This is a genomic window from Blastococcus jejuensis (assembly GCF_039534705.1).
Lineage (GTDB): Bacteria > Actinomycetota > Actinomycetes > Mycobacteriales > Geodermatophilaceae > Blastococcus_B > Blastococcus_B jejuensis.
The window spans coordinates 246,540-263,997 of the sequence record NZ_BAAAVV010000004.1; the positions used below are offsets into that span (position 1 = coordinate 246,540).

At 74.5% G+C, this 17,458-nt stretch carries 16 protein-coding genes; 9 read left to right on the forward strand and 7 right to left on the reverse strand.

From position 1 onward, the window contains the following. Positions 1 to 7 precede the first annotated feature (7 nt). The gene (locus ABD644_RS10770) at positions 8 to 919 is read right to left on the reverse strand and encodes a DMT family transporter (RefSeq protein ID WP_344688852.1); all 912 of its coding nucleotides are present in this window, start codon (positions 917 to 919) and stop codon (positions 8 to 10) included. A gap of 76 nt (positions 920 to 995) precedes the next feature. On the opposite strand from ABD644_RS10770, the gene ABD644_RS10775 reads away from it, so the two are divergent. Then, positions 996 to 1,379: a YchJ family protein gene (locus ABD644_RS10775; RefSeq protein ID WP_344688853.1), complete on the forward strand. Its 384-nt coding sequence runs from the start codon at positions 996 to 998 to the stop codon at positions 1,377 to 1,379. A gap of 19 nt (positions 1,380 to 1,398) precedes the next feature. Here the strand turns inward: ABD644_RS10775 and ABD644_RS10780 are convergent, their stop codons facing one another. Together ABD644_RS10780 and ABD644_RS10785 are read right to left on the reverse strand one after the other, a co-directional pair. Next, complete coding sequence (locus ABD644_RS10780; protein WP_344688854.1) at positions 1,399 to 2,259, reverse strand: SGNH/GDSL hydrolase family protein; 861 nt, start codon at positions 2,257 to 2,259, stop codon at positions 1,399 to 1,401. A 66-nt stretch (positions 2,260 to 2,325) separates the two neighbouring features. Further along, positions 2,326 to 3,666 (reverse strand): DUF2254 domain-containing protein, encoded by a 1,341-nt coding sequence (locus ABD644_RS10785; RefSeq protein ID WP_344688855.1) that lies wholly within the window; start codon positions 3,664 to 3,666, stop codon positions 2,326 to 2,328. A 128-nt stretch (positions 3,667 to 3,794) separates the two neighbouring features. On the opposite strand from ABD644_RS10785, the gene ABD644_RS10790 reads away from it, so the two are divergent. From ABD644_RS10790 to ABD644_RS10805, 4 genes are all read left to right on the forward strand, one after another. Next, positions 3,795 to 5,027: an acyl-CoA dehydrogenase family protein gene (locus ABD644_RS10790; RefSeq protein ID WP_344688856.1), complete on the forward strand. Its 1,233-nt coding sequence runs from the start codon at positions 3,795 to 3,797 to the stop codon at positions 5,025 to 5,027. Positions 5,028 to 5,030: 3 nt separating this feature from the next. Beyond that, positions 5,031 to 6,593: an ATP-dependent DNA ligase gene (locus ABD644_RS10795; protein ID WP_344688857.1), complete on the forward strand. Its 1,563-nt coding sequence runs from the start codon at positions 5,031 to 5,033 to the stop codon at positions 6,591 to 6,593. A 137-nt stretch (positions 6,594 to 6,730) separates the two neighbouring features. Next, complete coding sequence (locus tag ABD644_RS10800; RefSeq protein ID WP_344688858.1) at positions 6,731 to 7,945, forward strand: HNH endonuclease; 1,215 nt, start codon at positions 6,731 to 6,733, stop codon at positions 7,943 to 7,945. 218 nt (positions 7,946 to 8,163) lie between these two features. Further along, entirely contained in the window at positions 8,164 to 8,538 is a 375-nt protein-coding gene (locus tag ABD644_RS10805; RefSeq protein ID WP_344688859.1) for a VOC family protein, read from the forward strand. Here ABD644_RS10805 and ABD644_RS10810 read toward each other — a convergent pair. From ABD644_RS10810 to ABD644_RS10825, 4 genes are all read right to left on the reverse strand, one after another. Then, a complete protein-coding gene (locus ABD644_RS10810; protein ID WP_344688860.1) occupies positions 8,516 to 10,024 on the reverse strand; it encodes a serine hydrolase domain-containing protein in 1,509 nt (502 codons plus the stop codon). The two genes, ABD644_RS10805 and ABD644_RS10810, sit on opposite strands and share 23 nt — an antisense overlap. Then, positions 9,973 to 11,487, reverse strand: coding sequence for a serine hydrolase domain-containing protein (locus ABD644_RS10815; protein ID WP_344688861.1), 1,515 nt, complete (start codon positions 11,485 to 11,487; stop codon positions 9,973 to 9,975). Before ABD644_RS10815 ends, ABD644_RS10810 begins: the two co-directional genes overlap by 52 nt. 73 nt (positions 11,488 to 11,560) lie before the next feature. Beyond that, a complete protein-coding gene (locus tag ABD644_RS10820) occupies positions 11,561 to 11,953 on the reverse strand; it encodes a DUF6221 family protein (protein WP_344688862.1) in 393 nt (130 codons plus the stop codon). Positions 11,954 to 12,018: 65 nt separating this feature from the next. Continuing rightward, complete coding sequence (locus ABD644_RS10825; protein WP_344688863.1) at positions 12,019 to 12,351, reverse strand: putative quinol monooxygenase; 333 nt, start codon at positions 12,349 to 12,351, stop codon at positions 12,019 to 12,021. A 248-nt stretch (positions 12,352 to 12,599) separates the two neighbouring features. On the opposite strand from ABD644_RS10825, the gene ABD644_RS10830 reads away from it, so the two are divergent. The 4 genes from ABD644_RS10830 to ABD644_RS10845 all read left to right on the forward strand — a co-directional run bounded on the left by ABD644_RS10830 (position 12,600) and on the right by ABD644_RS10845 (position 17,453). Further along, a complete protein-coding gene (locus tag ABD644_RS10830) occupies positions 12,600 to 13,850 on the forward strand; it encodes a globin domain-containing protein (protein ID WP_344688864.1) in 1,251 nt (416 codons plus the stop codon). 75 nt (positions 13,851 to 13,925) lie between these two features. Then, entirely contained in the window at positions 13,926 to 15,065 is a 1,140-nt protein-coding gene (locus tag ABD644_RS10835; protein WP_344688865.1) for a globin domain-containing protein, read from the forward strand. Next, a complete protein-coding gene (locus tag ABD644_RS10840; RefSeq protein WP_344688866.1) occupies positions 15,062 to 15,883 on the forward strand; it encodes a DivIVA domain-containing protein in 822 nt (273 codons plus the stop codon). The genes ABD644_RS10835 and ABD644_RS10840 overlap by 4 nt, the downstream gene beginning before the upstream one ends. 70 nt (positions 15,884 to 15,953) lie before the next feature. Next, the gene (locus ABD644_RS10845; RefSeq protein WP_344688867.1) at positions 15,954 to 17,453 is read left to right on the forward strand and encodes a DUF2235 domain-containing protein; all 1,500 of its coding nucleotides are present in this window, start codon (positions 15,954 to 15,956) and stop codon (positions 17,451 to 17,453) included. Positions 17,454 to 17,458 lie beyond the last annotated feature (5 nt).

The window sequence follows — 17,458 nt, forward strand, 5'->3', positions numbered from 1 at the left end:
CCTCGCGTCACCCGGCGACCGAGGGCCGGGGATCGCGTTCGGTCCGCGGCTGCCCCGTGCGGGCCAGCACCACGACACCCACGGCGGCGACCAGCGCGGCCGGCAGCCAGATCGCGGCCTGCCCCGGCTCCAGCCGTTCCCCCAGCAGCAGCCGCGCGGCCGGCACCGCGGCGAGCGGGTCGAGCAGGATGAGGGCCGGCAGGGACCAGGCCAGCGACCCCCGCGCGTAGGCCTGCTGACCGGCCAGGATGGCGACCACGGCGACGACGACCGCCCCCCAGAGCGCGACGCCGGCCAGCGCGTGCACCCAGCCGCCCTCCTGCAGGCTGCGGATGCCCACGGAGATGAGCACGGCGGCGATCCCCGCCGCGATCCCGGCGGCGCTGCCGCACGCGAGCGCGCCGCGCGGCCCGTGCCCGAACAGGGTGGCCCCGACGACGAGGACGACGGACACCACGACGGCGACGACGACCTGCAGCGTCGACGGCGGGGGCGCGTCGACGCCGGCGGCCGGCTGGGCGGCGAGCAGGAAGACCGCCAGCCCGCCCGCGGTCAGGCCGGCGCCGATCAGCTCCACCCGGAGCGGGGCCTGCCGCGTCCGGACGGCGCGGAGCCCGAGCCCCACCACGAGGGCGACGGCGAGCATGGGTTGCACCACGGCGACCGGGGCCACGGCGAGCGCGGCCACCTGCGTCCCCGTGCCGAGCAGGGTCGCGACCTGGCCGAGCATCCACCGGCGCCGCCGGATCAGCTTGCGCAGGCTGAGTCCGCTGGCGGTCGTGCTGAGCTCGGCGGCCTCGTGCTGCAGCACCGCCCCCACCGCGAAGAGCACCGCCGCGAGCATCGCGAGGAGCAGCCCCGCCACCGGACTCCCGGTCTGCGCCTGGGCGAGCACCTGCATGCCCCAGGTATGCCCCACCGGACCCGTCCCCAGACAGGGGCATTGGGCCGGACCCGCCGGGCCCCGAGCCCTGGACCGCCGGGAGACTGGAGCCGTGCCACGACGCTGCCCGTGCGGGACCGGTCTCGCCCTCGACGAGTGCTGCGGCCCGCTGCACGCGGGGGTCACGGCCGCCGCCACCGCCGAACAGTTGATGCGCTCCCGGTACAGCGCCTTCGTCGTCGGGGACGCCGGCTACCTGCTCGCCACCTGGCATCCCGCCACGCGCCCGCGGTCGCTGACCCTCGACCCCGAGGTGCGCTGGACGGGGCTGGACGTCCTGGCCACGTCGGACGGATCGATGCTCAGCGCCGAGGGGACCGTGGAGTTCCGCGCTCACTACGTCCGGGGCCGCACCCCCGGTGCCCAGCACGAGACCAGCCGGTTCGTCCGGGAGGACGGCGCCTGGCGCTATCTGGACGGGGTCTCCCAGGCCTGACCGGCGGCGCCGCCCTTGCTCACCCCAGGCCGAGGACCCGCATCGCCTGGGCCGCCATGCGGGACTCCCCCAGCGCGTTCGGGTGCACCACGACCGCGTTGGTGCCCTGCAGCACCGGCTCGACCCAGCGGACGCCGATCGGCTGGCAGGCATCGTGGCCGTCGGACACCCGGTTCATGTTCACGTAGGTCGCCCCGGTGGCGGCGGCCGCGCGCCGGACGGCGTCGTTCAGCGTCGCCTGGATGCCGCGCAGGTAGGGGACGTCGCCCTCGGCGACGGGCATGCGGTCGAAGCAGCCACCGCGCTCCGGCATGATCCACGGGTAGCCGAGGATGGCCACCTCGGCGTGCGGGGCGGCGGCCTGGACCGCGCGCAGCGCGCGCACCAGCGCGGGGTAGGTCGTGGTGCGGATGGTGTCCTGGAACGACGAGCCGTAGCGGTCCTTGCAGGGGCTGCCCTGACCGCCGGTCGAGATGCCGGCCGCACCGCACTGGACGATCGAGTTGATGAAGACGCTGCTGTCGTTGCCGCCGATCGTCATCGTGACCAGCTGGGCGTCCCGGGTCACCGCGTCGAGCTGGGGCGCGACGCCGTCGTACTGCGGCTCGAAGTAGTCGTCGGTGTCCGCGCCGCCGCAGGTGACGTCGGTCAGCCGGGCCCCGGTCGCCGCGGCGATCACGTGCGGGTAGTTGCTGGTCGAGCGCAGGCACTGCGGCGGCGCCGCCGGATCGGGCGGCAGCACGCCGGAGGCGGCGCTGTAGGAGTCACCCAGCGCGACGTAGCGGAGCGGGCCGGCCGCCTGGGACGACGGCGCCCCGACGAGCAGCCCGACGAGGGCGGCGAGGACACACGCGGCGAGACGTCGCACTGGCTTCTCCATCGGGGCCGAGGGAACCTACTGGCCGGTACAACGCCGCCGGTCCCGGCGGGTTACGGTCCCGGCCGGTTACGGTCCCGGCCGGTGCGCAGCGGCTCCCGGAACGGTCGGGCGGCCGGCCCGGCGCTCGCGCAGGACCTCGTCCAGGTGCTGTGCCTGCGCCTGGACCGACGCGAGGTCCTCGGTGCGGCCGACCGCACGCTCGCAGTCGGCGACCAGCAGCCTCGCCTGCGTCTCGATCTCGGCCCACCGGTCGGGGTCCTCGGTCGAGAGGGCCGCGCACGTGGCGAGCAGCCGCATGAGCGCCTGGGCCACGTTGGGCTCTCTCGCCCCGTACCGCCGGATCAGGCCGACCGTGATGGTGAGGATCTCGCCGAACCGCCGTCCCGGTACGAGCACCCGCACCGTCCCGTCGGAATCGCGGCCGGCGTGGTCACCGACCGGCCGCGCGGCCAGCGCGCCGAAGAGGACCGCCAGGTGGTCGATCGCCTGGATGGCCGTGTACGGGTCGTTCACCGCCGGGGACAGGGCCTTGCAGGCCGGGTCGGCGAGCTGCCGGAAGCCCAGGCCGAGGTCCTGCTCGAGCGTCCGCTCGAAGCCGATCCGCACCGCGGGTTCGAGCGCAGCCGCGACCGCGGCAGCCGCCGCCGGGGTGTCGTCGGGGGCGTCCGCCCAGACCCAGGCCAGGACGGTCCCCGCGACGACGTGCTCGCCGACGTGCGGGCGCAGCCGCACGGAGGCCCGCCGCTCGGTCGCGGGCCGCAGCAGGCGCTGGCAGTCCACCGCCTGGACGTAGCCGGAGCGCCGCACCGGCACGGCGACCGCCCCCGCGGGCGGCGGCAGCACGTCGCCCTCGGTCGTGAACGTCCCTCCGCGGATCACCGGCAGGGCGGTCTGCTCGACCACCCGCATGATCCAGTCGACCTGGAGCGAGTGCGCCAGGTGATGGGCGAAGTAGACGAGCAGGGCCAGGCTCAGGAACAGCAGCCCGATGGCCACGGAGACGGCGAACCGCGGGAACTCGTCGCTGCGCGCCCCGGCGGAGACGCCGACGGTGAACAGGCCACCGGCGCTGTAGGCGAAGGTGCCGACGAGGACGCCGAGCACGACCTGGTTCGCGCGGTCGCGCAGGAAGTTGCGCAGCAGGCGGGGCGAGAACTGCGTGGAGGAGAGCTGGAGGGCGACGACGGCGAGACCGAGCACCACCGCGATGACCGTGATCATGGTGCCGGTGATCCCGCTGAGCAGGCTCCGGGCGTCGTCGGCGGTGCCCTGGAAGGCCAGGGGCGAGGTCGCGCCGACGTCCACCTGCGACATCAGGGCCCCGAGGGCGAGCGCGACCGCGACCGACGCCGTGGGGATGACCCAGAGCGACCCGCGCACGTACTCCCGAACCGCGTCCCGTCGCATGGCAGGCCTCCGTGCCCAGCACGCTAGTGCGCCCGGCCGCCCGACGGAGCGCACCGGAGAACGGCAGGATCGGTCTCCCGTGGACACCGACGGCCGACCGGTCCGCCCCGACCCCGCAGGAGATCCCGATGCTCGACCACGACCTGCCCGCCCCGTCGCCCCGGGCCCGTGACCTGCACGACCGCATGCTCGCGTTCGTGCGCGATCGCGTCCTGCCCGCGGAGGGCGAGTACCTCGCGCAGCGCCGGGCGGCGGGTCCCGACGGCCACGAGGTGCCGCCCGTCGTCGAGGAGCTGAAGCGGCGGGCCCGGGCCGAGGGCCTGTGGAACCTCTTCCTCCCGTCGGAGTCCGGCCTGACCCAGCTGGAGTACGCGCCGATCGCCGAGCTGTCCGGGTGGAGCCTCGACCTGGCCCCGGAGGCGATCAACTGCGCCGCGCCGGACACGGGGAACATGGAGCTGCTGCACCTGCTCGGCAGCGAGCAGCAGAAGCGGGAGTGGCTCGAGCCCCTGCTGGCCGGCGAGATCCGCTCGGCGTTCGCCATGACCGAGCCCGACGTCGCCAGCAGCGACGCCACGAACATCGCCACCCGCATCCACCGCGACGGCGACGAGTACGTCATCAACGGCCGCAAGTGGTGGACCAGCGGGGCGATGGATCCCCGGTGCGCGGTCTTCGTGCTCATGGGCAAGACCGATCCGGCCGCGCCGGCGCACCGGCAGCAGACGATGGTGCTCGTGCCGCGCGACACGCCGGGCATCACCGTCGTCCGCGACTACCCCGTGCTCGGCCACCACGACCAGCACGGGCACGCCGAGGTGCTCTTCTCCCAGGTGCGGGTGCCCGTCACCAACGTCATCGGTGAGGAGGGCGGGGGCTTCGCCGCCGCCCAGGCCCGGCTCGGCCCCGGCCGCATCCACCACTGCATGCGCGCCCTCGGCGCGGCCGAGCGCGCCCTGGCGCTGCTGGTGCTGCGGGCCAAGGAGCGGGTGGCCTTCGGCAGCCGGCTCGCCGACCAGGGCGTCGTGCAGCAGCAGATCGCGGAGTCCCGGATGGAGATCGAGCAGGCCCGGCTGCTCTGCCACCGCGCCAGCCACGTCATCGACACGCAGGGCAACAAGGCCGCCAAGGACCTCGTCGCCATGGCCAAGGTGGCCGTGCCGCGCGCGGCCACCCGGGTCATCGACCGGGCCATCCAGGTGCACGGCGGCGCGGGCATGACCGACGTGACCCCGCTGGCCGCCATGTACGCCTGGCACCGCGCCATGCGCCTGTTCGACGGCCCGGACGAGGTGCACCTGCGCTCGATCGCGAAGGCGGAGCTGGCACGCACGCCCGTGCTGCCGCCCGCCTGGGGCTGACGCGTGCTGCTCGCCGACGTCGTCGCCGTCTCGGCGGCGGTCGCCGCCACCCGGGCCCGCAGCGCGAAGGCATCGGCGATCGCCGACCTCCTCCGCCGGGCCGGCTCCGGCGAGATCGAGCCGGTGTCCGCGTGGCTCTCCGGGGACGTCCGTCAGGGGCGGCTGGGGGTCGGCTGGCGCACGCTGTCGAAGGGTGCCGGCGCTCCGGCGGCGGCGCCGTCGCTCACCGTTGCCGCCGTCGACGCCGTCCTCACCGAGCTCGCCGGCACCGGCGGACCGGGTTCCGTGGCCCGCCGCGACGCGGCGCTCGCCGGGCTGCTGGGCGCGGCGACCGCCGAGGAGCAGCGGTTCCTCGTCCGGCTGCTGACCGGAGACCTGCGGCAGGGCGCGCTGGAGGGGGTCGTGCTCGACGCCGTGGCGCTGGCCGCCGGCGTGCCGGCCGCGAGCGTGCGGCGCGCGTTCATGCTGTCGGGCCGGTTGCCCGAGACCGCCGCTACCGCACTGACCGGCGGGGTGGCCGCCCTGGACGCGGTGGGGCTCGAGGTCGGCCGGCCGGTGCAGCCGATGCTGGCCAGCCCCGGCTCGTCGCTGGACGCCGCGCTCGCCGACCTCGGCAGCGACGTGACCGTGGAGTTCAAGCTCGACGGTGCCCGCATCCAGGTCCACCGCGACGGCGACGTCGTCCGGGTCTGGACCCGCAGCCTGCGCGAGATCACCGAGGGCGTGCCGGAGCTCGTCGACCGCATCCGGGCCCTCCCCTGCCGCACCGCCGTCCTCGACGGGGAGACCCTCGCCCTGGACGACGACGGCAGGCCGCGCGCCTTCCAGGACACGATGAGCCGCTTCGGCAGCCTGACGACGGACGAGACGGTCCTGCTCAGTCCCTTCCTGTTCGACGTGCTGCACCTCGACGGGCGCGACCTGCTCGACGAGCCGCTGCACGTACGGCTCGACGCCCTGGCCGGTCTTCTCGCCGACGAGGCGCACGCCCTCCTGCGCATGCCCGGCGTCCGCTCCCCCGACCCCGAGCAGGCGGGGGCGGTGCTGGCCGACGCGCTGGCCGCCGGGCACGAGGGCGTCGTCGTCAAGGCGCTGGACGCCCCCTACGCCGCGGGCCGCCGCGGCAAGGCCTGGCAGAAGGTCAAGCCGGTGCACACCCTCGACCTGGTCGTGCTCGGCGCGGAGTGGGGCTACGGCCGGCGTGCGGGGAAGCTGTCGAACATCCACCTCGGCGCCCGCGACCCAGCGGGCGGCGAGCCGGTCATGGTGGGCAAGACGTTCAAGGGCATGACCGACGAGCTGCTCGACTGGCAGACCCGCACCTTCCCCGGCCTCGCGCGCGAGCGGCCGGAGTGGGGCGTCCTCCTCCGGCCCGAGCTCGTCGTCGAGATCGCCGTCGACGGCGTGCAGCGCAGCCCGCGCTACCCCGGCGGCGTCGCGCTGCGGTTCGCCCGCGTCCTCCGGTACCGGCCGGACAAGACGCCGGCCGAGGCGGACACGATCGACGCCGTCCGCGCGCTACGCGCCGGTCGCGCGACCGACGATGCGACGGCGCTCGACCTCTGACCCGAGGTGTGTCAGCCGCCCCCTGTCTAGGGCTGCCGCGGATCTGTGGACAGGCTTCTGACCTGGGGATTCATGCTGCACCGAGCTGTCCTGAGCGGTACACTTCGAACACCTGATCGAAGGGTGTGGGAGGTCTCGTGGGCGAGCTGGAGTCGGCGCTGGACGCGCTGAGCGCCCTGGCTGCCGATGACCTGTTCGAGCATTCCGACGCCGATCTGCTCGACCGCACCCGCGCCCTGGTGCGCGCCCGCAACATGCTCGACGCCGAGCTGGCCCGCACCGTGCGCCGCGCGGAGCTGGCCCAGGCCCCGGAGCGCGACGGGCTGAAGAACATGAAGTCCTGGCTGCGCACCCACGGCCGGCTGTCCGGGTCGGCGGTCACCGCGCTGGTGACGGCCGGGCGGGTGCAGGAAGCGTTGCCGGCGGTGGCCGCCGCCTGCGCGGCCGGGCGGGTCACCGCCGACCAGGTCGAGTTGCTGGCCAAGACCTGCACCCCGCAGGCGCTGGAGCGGGCCGCCGCGGCCGGGGTCGACCGGGCCGCGATCGAGGCGGCGCTGGTCGCGGTCGCGGTCAGCGCCCCGCACCGGGACCTGCAGAAGGCCGTGGGCGCCTATCTGGCCGCGCTGGATCCCGACGGGTCCGAGCCGGACCCGACCGAGGGCCGGTCGCTGAAGCTGGTGCAGCACCCCGACGGCAGCTGGACCGGCCGGTTTGACCTCGACGCCGTGGGCGGGGAGAAGGTGGCCACCGCGCTGGAGGCGATCGCCGCGAAGGGCCGCTGCGCGGGGGACCTGCGCACCCGTGACCAGCGGCTGGGTGATGCGCTGGTCCAGCTGGCCGACCTGCAGCTGGCCGCCGGCGACCTGCCGGTGCTGCGCACGGTCAAGCCGCACGTGGGGGTGCTGATCGGCGTGGAAGACCTGGTCGACCCGGCCGAGGGGCCCGGCGCGGGCACCACGGGCCTGGGGGCGGCGATCTCCGCCGCCCGGGTGCGGATGCTGGCCTGCGACGGCAGCGTCACCCGCATCGTCATCGGCCCCGACTCGGTGCCGCTGGACCTGGGCCGCACCCAGCGGGTGGTCCCGCCGCACCTGCGCCGCGCCGTCGACGCCCGCGATCAGTGCTGCGTGTTCACCGGCTGCGAAGCCCCCGCCTGGTGGTGCGACGTCCATCACGTTCTGCATTGGGTCGATGGCGGAGAGACATGCCTGGAGAACTCGGCCCTCCTCTGCGAACGGCACCACACCAAGGTCCACCACGGCTTCACGATCGAACGAGACGACGGCGGCCGATGGCACACCTACCGCCCCGACGGCAGCGAGATCCTGCTGCACGAACCCCTCCGCGTCTGATCGGGGCCGTCGCACGTCGCGTGGCCACCCCGGGACGTGTGGCCGACGGTCCGGCCCTTGCACCCCCCACCAGTTCCTGGGGCGCCTCAAGGACTTCCTCGAGTCGACCACCGCGGCGGCGGCGCCGGCGGGCTGACGCGGGGGCCCTGGTGGCCGATGCCCTCCCGCGGGAGGCCTCGGCGTGCTTGGCTCCGCTGACCGCCGACGGAGGGAGTCCCGTGCCCGTCCAGCTGAACCACACGATCGTCGCCGCGCGGGACAAGCAGAAGTCCGCGGAGTTCCTCACCGACCTCCTGGGCCTGGCGCCGCCGACGGCCTACGGGCCCTTCGCCGTCGTCGAGCTCGACAACGGGGTCTCGCTGGACTACATCGACGATCCGGAGATCCACCAGCGCCACTACGCCTTCCTCGTCTCGGAGGAGGACTTCGACCAGATCTTCGGGCGCATCCGCGAGCGCGGCCTGCCCTACTGGGCCGATCCCTTCGAGAAGCACCCCGGCGAGATCAACACGAACGACGGCGGCCGGGGCGTCTACTGGAACGACCCCGACGGGCACAAGCTGGAGATCATCACCCGGCCCTACGGCGGGTAGCCCACCCCGCGCCCACCGCCGCGGTCACGGCGAGCGCACCGGTCGCCCACCGCCTCGGGTTCGTCCGCGCGCTACGCCGCTCGAGCGACACCGGCATCAGATCGAAGTGCAGCGCCATCGTCCCGTCGGCCGGGCGGAACACCAGGGGCCAGCCGCCCATCCCGAACGCCGAGAAGTCCATCCGGAAGGCGTAGGGGTCGCTCGGGTCGTCCGGGTGCAGGTCGAACCCCCGGTAGAGCGGGGGCACCGGTGTGAGGAACCGCAGCCGGAGCCGGTCACCGTGGACGAACACCTCCGCGCCCGGTCCCATGAAGCCGCGCATCCGGACGTCGGTCACCGGGCCGGGCAGGGCGTACCAGCCGCAGAGATCGGCCCAGATCTCCGGGTGCTGCGGGACGTCGGTGCGGATCGGCGCCTCCGCGACGCCGAGCAGGTCACCGAGCAGCCGCCCGGTCTCGGCGGGCACCCACATCGCACCCTGCCGGGTGCCGTTGCAGAACGCCATGACGCCCACGCCGTCACCCGGGGCCAGGGCGATCTCCGAGTCGAAGCCGGGCAGCAGGCCCTGGTGCTCGACGACCGGGTGCTCACCGGCGGTACCGCGCCAGAAGGCCAGCCCCATGCCCGGGATCCGGCGGTCGGGCTGGTACTGCGGGGCGAACATCATGGCCAGCGTGCCGGGCTCGAGCACCGAGCCGTGCTCGTTGGCGCCGCCGCCCAGGAGGGCCGCGAGGTACCGGCCCACGTCGCGGGGGGTCGAGTAGGCGTTGCTGGCGCCGGCCGTCACCCAGTTCCGCTGCGCGACCGGTCGGGGGCCGCGCCGCCCGAGCGTGTAGCCCGTGGCGAGGCGCGCCGCGATCCGGTCGGTCCGGACGATGTCGGTGTCGGTCATCCCGAGCGGCGCGAAGACGCGCTCGCGCAGGTACCGGTCGAACGGCAGCCCGCTCACGTCCTCGACGATCTGGCCCACCGTCGTCGGCCCGTGGTCGGTGTACCGGAACCGGGTGCCGGGCTCGGCGCCGACCCGGATCCCCCGCCCGTAGTACTCCGCCGGCGTCGGCACCGGGCGCCCCTCGGGCACGCTCTCGCCGAAGTCCCGGCGCAGCGCCCGCGAGCGGATCACCTCCTCGCCGATGCCCGAGGTGTGGGTGAGCAGGTGCCGCAGCGTCACGGGCGGCCAGCCGGGATCGGCGGGGATCAGCCGGTAGGCGCGCAGGTAGTCGCCGGCGGGCGCGTCGAGGTCGACGAGACCCCGCTCCCAGAGCTGCATCACCGCGACCGCGGTGAAGGTCTTGGTGATCGACGCGACCCGGACGACGGTGTCCTCGTCCATCGGCCGTCCCGACGCGATGTCGGCCAGGCCGTGGGCGGAGAACGAGGCGAGCGCGCCGTCGCGCACCACCCCCACCGCCAGGCCGACGGCAGGGTGCCGGTTCAGGATGCCGGCGGTCCGGGCTTCGAGGTCGAGCGGTGCGACGTCGAGCATGGCTGCTCCTCCTGTCGATCGGTGACCGGATCGGGTCGGGTCCCCCGCCGGTGCGCCGAGAGCAGCTGCCCCCGGTCGAAGTGGACGGCGCAGGCCCGCCCGTCGGGGGCCCGGCTGACGACGACACGGGCGGTCGCCATGCCGAAGCGGGAGAGGTCGAGCCGGAACACGTCGGGGTCGGCCGGGTCGTCGGGGTGCAGCGGGAACCCCCGCCGGGCGACCGGGACGGGCGTGCGGACGCGGAGCCACAACCGGTCACCTCGGACGACGACGTCGACCCCCGCGCCCGCCATGGCCCGCGCCCGCGCATCGGTGAGTGGGCCGGGCAGGCGGTACCGGCCGCAGAGGTCCCCCCAGGACTCGGGCCGCTGCGGCACGTCGCCGCGGACCGTCTCCGGCGCGATGCCGAGCTCGGCGCGCAGGAGGACGTCGGTCTCCGCGGGCAGCCAGAACATCCCGCCGCGCGTGCCGTTCGTGAACGCCATGACCGCCACCCCGTCGTCCGGTGCGACGACGATCTGCGAGTCGAAGCCCGGCACGAGACCTCCGTGCTCGACGACCGCGCGACCGCCTGCATCCCCCCGGAAGAACGCCAGCCCCATCCCCGGGATCCGGCGGTCGGGCCGGTACTGCGGGGCGAACATCGTCGCCATGGACGAGGGGGTCAGGACCGCCCCGTGAGCGTTGGCGCCGCCGCCCAGCAGGGCGGCGAGGTACCGCGCCATGTCCCGGGGGGTGGACACGGCAGCACCCGCGGCCGCCGTCACCTGCTGGAGGTCGGGCACCCGACGTACCCCGGCGCGACCCAGGGCGTAGCCGGTCGCGAGGCGCCCGACCGGGTCAGGCGGGGAGAGCCGGGTGCCGGTCATCCCGAGCGGCTCGAAGAAGTGCCGCCGGAGGTAGCGGCCGAGCGGCACCCCCGTCACGTCCTCGACGACCTGCCCGACGACCGCGAAGCCGTGCCCGGTGTAGCGCCACCGCGTGCCCGGCTCCGCCCGCAGGCGCACTCCGCGGCGGTAGTACGCGGCCAGTGGCGGCACCGGGCGGCCCGGCCGGACCATCTCCCCGAAGACGGGCCGCAGCAGGTCCCCCGGCCGGCGCACCTCGCCGATGCCGGCGGTGTGGGTGAGCAGGTGGCGCAGGGTCGCCGGCCGCCAGCGGGGGTCGGCGGCCACCAGCCGGAACGTGCGCAGGTGGTCGGCGACGGGGGCGTCGAGGCCGAGCCAGCCGCGTTCCACCAGCTGCATCGCCGCGATCGCGGTGAACGTCTTGGTGATCGAGCCGACCCGGAAGGCCGTGTCCTCGCTGACCGGCGTGCCCGACACGACGTCGGCCAGGCCGTGCGTGGAGAACGACGCGGGGGCCCCGGCGCGGACCACGCCGACCGCCAGGCCGACCGCCGCGTGACGGTTCAGGACGCGCGCGATCCGATCGTCCAGCGCGCGGTCCCCGACCGACCCCATGGGAGACGACCGTGCCCGCGCCCGTCGGTGGCCGGAGGAGTCGACCGGCCCGTCGCCGCGGGTCGCACGTCCCTCAGGGGCGCCACTCCGGCCGGTAGTCGTGGTGATCGGCGTAGGGCCGGGCCAGCAGGGCGAGCGTGAGGGCGGCGAGCTGGTGCTGGTCGTGCGGCGCGATCGGGAAGTCGGGCATGCCGTGCGGCCGGCTGCCCAGGAAGTGCAGGTCCGGCCCCATCGCGCGGCAGGCGAGCACGGTCGCGCGCTTGGCGGAGCACTCGGCCAGGATGCGTGCGGGGTCGAACCGCGCCGCGTGCTCGGCGACCAGGTGCTGGGGCAGAGCGGCGCGCAGGTCGTCGACCTGCCAGTCCTCCCGACCGCTGGCCTGTGCGGCGTCGACGGCGATCCTCTTGTCCTCGGCGATCCGGGCCAGGAGGAACTCGTCGAGATTCGGCTCCAGGTCGGGCTCCATGACGCTCATCCTGCCGCCCTGGACGCCCGGGTCGCGCGGCGTCGACGGATCCGGGGCCGACCGGCTCAGCCGGTGCGGTCCACCGCCAGCTCGCCGAGCTCCGACCAGCCGTCCTGGGGCACCGTGAAGTTCACGATCCGGGGGGTCTCCGCGAGGTGGGGCGGCAGCTCGCGTCGCGCCGCCGCGAAGTGCTCCGACGTGACGTGCGCGTTCCCGGCCGCGTCGTCGCGGAAGGCCTCGACGAGCACGTACTCGGTCGGGTCGTCGAGGCTGCGCGACCAGTCGAACCACAGGCAGCCGGGCTCGGCGCGGGTCGCCTCGGTGAAGCTCCGGCTGATCTCCGGCCAGGCGTCGGCGTCCTCCGGACGTACCCGGAACTTGGCGGTGATGAAGATCATCGTGGCTCCCCTTCGTGGCTCGCGGGTCGGCCGCCCCGGCCCGGGGCCGCCCTCGCGCGCACCCAGGTTGCCAGTTCGCGGAGGCCACCGGCCAGGGGTCGGGAGCGGGGGCGAGCGGGCCGCTGCGGACCGTGCGCGACACGCCCGACGATTTGCCTCATGCCTCAGATCGAGTAGAACGGGTAGCGACAGACAAGCGGAACGTGACCGCTGCCAGCGGGGGGCAAGTCGACTGGCGAGGAGAACACGTGCTTTCCGACCGATCCCGACCCGTGATCGAGGCGACCCTTCCCGTGGTCGCCGAGAACATCGAGGAGATCGCAAGCCGCTTCTACACCCACCTGTTCGGGGAGCACCCCGAACTGCTCGACGGCCTCTTCAACCGCGGCAACCAGGCGGAGCGGACCCAGCAGATGGCCCTGGCCGGGTCGGTGGCCGTGTTCGCCAGCTCCCTGGTGAAGGTGCCCGAGCAGCTGCCCGACCACCTCCTCTCGCGCATCGCGCACAAGCACGCCTCGCTGGGCATCACCCCGGCGCAGTACGACGTCGTCCACGACAACCTGTTCTGGGCGATCGTCGACGTGCTCGGTGACGCCGTGACCCCCGAGGTCGCCGCCGCCTGGGACGAGGTCTACTGGCTGATGGCCTACGCCCTGATCAACCAGGAGCGGGGTCTGTACAGCGCCCGCGGCGTGCGGCCGGAGACGGTCTGGCGCGAGTGGGAGGTGGCCGAGCGCCACCAGGAGACCGACGACGTCGTCACGTTCCGCATGCGCCGCACCGACGACCGGCTCGTCCGGACGTCGCTGCCCGGCCAGTACGTCACCGTCCAGGTGCCCATGCCCGACGGCGTGCGCCAGCCCCGTCAGTACAGCCTGACGAAGGCCGACGACGGCGAGCACCGCCAGTTCTCCGTCAAGCGGGTGCACGGCGGCGGCAAGCCGGACGGCGAGGTGTCGAACTTCCTCTGCGACCACGTCCACGTCGGCGACCGGCTGACCCTCTCGCTGCCCTTCGGCGACGTCGTCCTCGACGACTCCCGCCCGGTGGTGTTCGCCAGCGCCGGGATCGGCATCACGCCGATGGCCGGCATGCTGTCGCACCTCACCGCGGCGCGCTCCCGCCTGCCGATCACCCTGCTGCACGCCGATGCCGACGAGAACTCGTTCGCGCTGCGCCGCCAGGTGCTCGCCGACGTCCGTTCCCTGCCGGGTGGCACGGCGCACGTCTGGTACGAGCAGGGCGCCAACACCACGCTGCCGGTGGAGGTCCACCCGGGCGTGATGAACCTCGACGACGTCCAGCTGCCCGACGACGCGGCGTACTACCTCTGCGGCCCGCTGCCCTTCATGCAGGGCATCCGCAGCGCACTGATCGAGCGCGGGGTGCCCGCGCGCGACATCCAGTACGAGGTGTTCGGGCCCGACCTCTGGCAGGCCGATCTGGTCACCGAGGACACGCCCGGCGTCGGCCACCACGCCCTCGCCCCGCTCGGCTGAGCGCACCCCACCCATCGACTCCCACCCGGCGGCGCAGGCGGCCGGGTGGCGACGCACATTCCTGAGGAGGCGCGCGTGGACATCTCCGCGATGCGGGCCAATTTCGCCAAGGCGGCGGCGACCGGGGACGAGGCCCCGCTGTACTTCTACTCGCACCTGTTCCTGAGCCATCCCGAGACGCGCCAGATGTTCCCGGTGTCGATGGCGCACCAGCGCGACCGGCTGTTCGCGGCCCTCGGCGACGTGGTCGCCCGGGTCGACGACCTCGACGCGCTGGTGCCGATCCTCCAGCAGCTGGGGCGCGACCACCGGAAGTTCGGGACGCTCGCCGCGCACTACCCGGCGGTGGGCTCGAGCCTGCTCGCCACGCTGGAGCACTTCGACGACCAGTGGAGCCCCGAGCTCGCCAAGGACTGGACCGAGGCCTACACGCTCGTCTCCCAGGTCATGATCGCGGCGGCCGACGAGGCCGCTGAGGAGCCCGCCTGGTGGGACGCCGACGTCGTCGGGCACGACCGGCGCACGATCGACGTCGCGGTCCTGCAGGTGCGCCCGCGTGCCCGGTACGACTACCGGGCGGGCCAGTCGCTGTCGCTGGAGACCGACCTCCGGCCGCGGCTGTGGCGCTACTACTCCCCCGCGAACGCCCCGCGACCCGACGGGCTGCTCGAGCTGCACGTCAAGGCGCGCGACGGTGGCCCGGTCAGCTCGGCGCTGGTGCGCCGGGTCGGTGCGGGCGACGTCCTGCGGCTCGGCCCGCCGATGGGGCACCTCGCCCTGGAGGCCGACTCGGACCGCGACCTGCTGCTGGTCGCCGGCGGCATGGGGCTGGCCCCCATGAAGGCGCTCGTCGACCAGGTGGCCCGGCACGGGCCGGCCCGGCGGGTGGACCTGTACGTCGGGTTCCGCACCGAGGACCAGTTCTACGACGCGACCGACCTCCGGCGGCTCGAGCAGGAGAACCCCTGGCTGACCGTCACCGTCGCCGTGTCGGATGACAAGATCTCGTCGCTGGAGCACGGCGACATCGGCGACGTGGTGCTGCGCCACGGACCCTGGCTGAGCCGGGAGGTTTGCGTCGCCGGGCCTGCCCCGATGGTGGACGACACCGTCTCGCGGCTCCTGCAGCACGGGGTGCCGCAACGACGACTGCACAGCGAGGTCTTCGCCCCCAGCCGGATGGGGCCCAGTGTTGACGGAGAGGTGACCGAATGACCAGCGGACAGCACGAGACCGCGCAGGATCAGCCCCAGCCCATGCAGCACGCACAACCCATGCAGCACCCCCAGCCAGAGCAGCACCCCCAGCCCGAGCGGCGGCTGTCCCCGGCCGACCTGCACCACGTGCAGTTCAGCCGCGCGTCGATGCTCAAGCCCGGGTACGTCGACGCCGAGGTCGACCGGGTCCTGAGCCGGGTCGCCGAGGAGATGAGCCGGCTGATCGAGGAGAAGGCCGAGCTCCGCGACCAGGTGCACGCGCTCCAGGCCCAGGTGGAGGGCCACGTCGCCCAGGTGGCTCCGAGCGAGCAGGCGGTGCGGATCCTCTCCAGCGCGCAGCTGACCGCCGACAACTACGTCGCCGAGGCGGAGGAGTTCAGCCGTCAGGTGACTGCCGAGGCGCGGTCCCAGTACGAGGAGGTCACCCGGGAGGCCCGGGAGACCGCCGGCGCGATCATCCAGGCCGCCCAGGAGGCCGCCGCCAAGATGGGGCCCGCCCCGGCCACGGCCGACGGTGGCGAGCGCAGCGTCGAGGAGCTCGAGGAGCAGGTCGCCTACCTCAAGGCGTTCGGCCAGGCCTGCCGGGTCCAGCTGCGGTCGTACCTGGAGGCGCTGCTCAGCGACATCGAGAGCGAGTGGGGCCGCGCCGATCCGGCCGCCCTGCCGGCCCCGGCCCGCCCGCCGGCGCAGCGGTCCGGCCGCGGCAACCGCGGGTCCACGACCTTCGAGTCCAACCGGGTGGCCACCGACGCGGACCAGCGCGCCGACGAGCAGGCCGACGAGGACGTCGTCCAGGTGGTCGCCGTCCGCGAGTGAGTCGCCCGGCCGGGCGGCGGCGCACCGGCGCCGTCCGCCCGGTCACCGAGCAGACGCCAGGGAGATAGCGATGGCGCACCTCGTCGTCTGCTGCGACGGCACGTGGCAGAGCGTGGCCGCGCACAGCAACGTGAGCCGCCTGCACGCCGCGATCGTCCCGGCGGCCGGCGACCCGCAGCCCCTCTACGTGCGGGGCGTGGGGGTCTCCCGCAATCCCGTGGACGTGCTGCGCGGCGGGCTCACCGGCGCGGGCCTCGACCGGTCCATCACCGACGGTTACCGCTGGCTGGTGCGGCAGTTCCGCCGGGGCGACCGCATCTCCGTCTTCGGGTTCAGCCGCGGCGCCTACACCGCGCGCAGCCTCGCCGGCATGATCGGCCGGGTCGGCCTGGTCGACGGCAACGGCCTGGACGCCGGCGGGATCGACGACGCGGTGGCCCGGGCGTACGCGCGGTACCGGACCGCCCGCGCGGCACCGGACGACACGTCGTGGAGCGCCGGGCTCCGGTTCGCCTACCGGGCCGGGGACCCCGACATCCCCGTCGCGTTCATCGGCGTCTGGGACACCGTCGGCGCCCTCGGCATCCCCGCCTACGTCGGCGTCCCCGATCTCACCGGCTCGCGCAAGCGGTACGAGTTCCTCGACGTCGTGCTGAACCGGCACATCCCGCACGCCCGCCACGCCGTGGCCCTCGACGAGATGCGCGGTCCCTTCCGGCCCACCCTGTGGCGCGACGTCGCCTCGGGGCAGGACGTGCAACAGGTCTGGTTCCCGGGCGACCACAGCGACGTCGGCGGAGGGCACGCGGACAAGGGGCTCAGCGACGGCGCACTGGACTGGATGATGCGCGAGGCCACGGACGCCGTCGGCCTGGTCTTCGACCGCGGGCGGTTCCGCGGCTTCCGGCCCGACGCCGGTGGTGCGCTGCACGGTGGATGGCGGGGGCCGGCCGCCGCGGCGATGGAGGTCGTGATGCAGCCGCGGCCCCGGGCGGTGCCGCGGGTAGACCACCGGCAACCGGACCCCCGCGTCGCCGCGTCGGCGTACGAGCGCCAGCAGGCGTCCGGCTACCGCCGCACCAGGACGCTGAGCCGCCCCGGCGACGACGCCACGGTCACGGTGCCGGCCGACCAGGTGTGGACCGCCACCGGCCTCTGGCTCGAGCCCGGTCGCTACCGGATCACCGCGAGCGGTCGCTGGCAGAGCGCCGGGCACCCCAGCGGGCCGGACGGCGAGTCCTCGGGCCTGCACCACTCCGGGGGGACGCTCAGCCGGCTCGTCGGCATCGGTCAGAACGCGCTCCGCCGGCTGCTGAACAACCCCGACGCCGAGGTGCTCGGCGCCCGGCGGGAGCCGGCGCTGCCGTGGCTGTCGCTGATCGCGGCCGTCGCCAACGAGGAGACCGACGCCGCCGGGAAGACCCGCCACGAGGACCAGCACCTGCTCGTGGGGACGGGCGCGACGGCGCGGGTGGAGCGGCCCGGCTACCTGCACGCCTTCCCGAACGACGCGTGGGGCTTCTACGGCAACAACCGCGGCTCGGTCCGGCTCACCGTCACCCGGCTCTAGCGTCG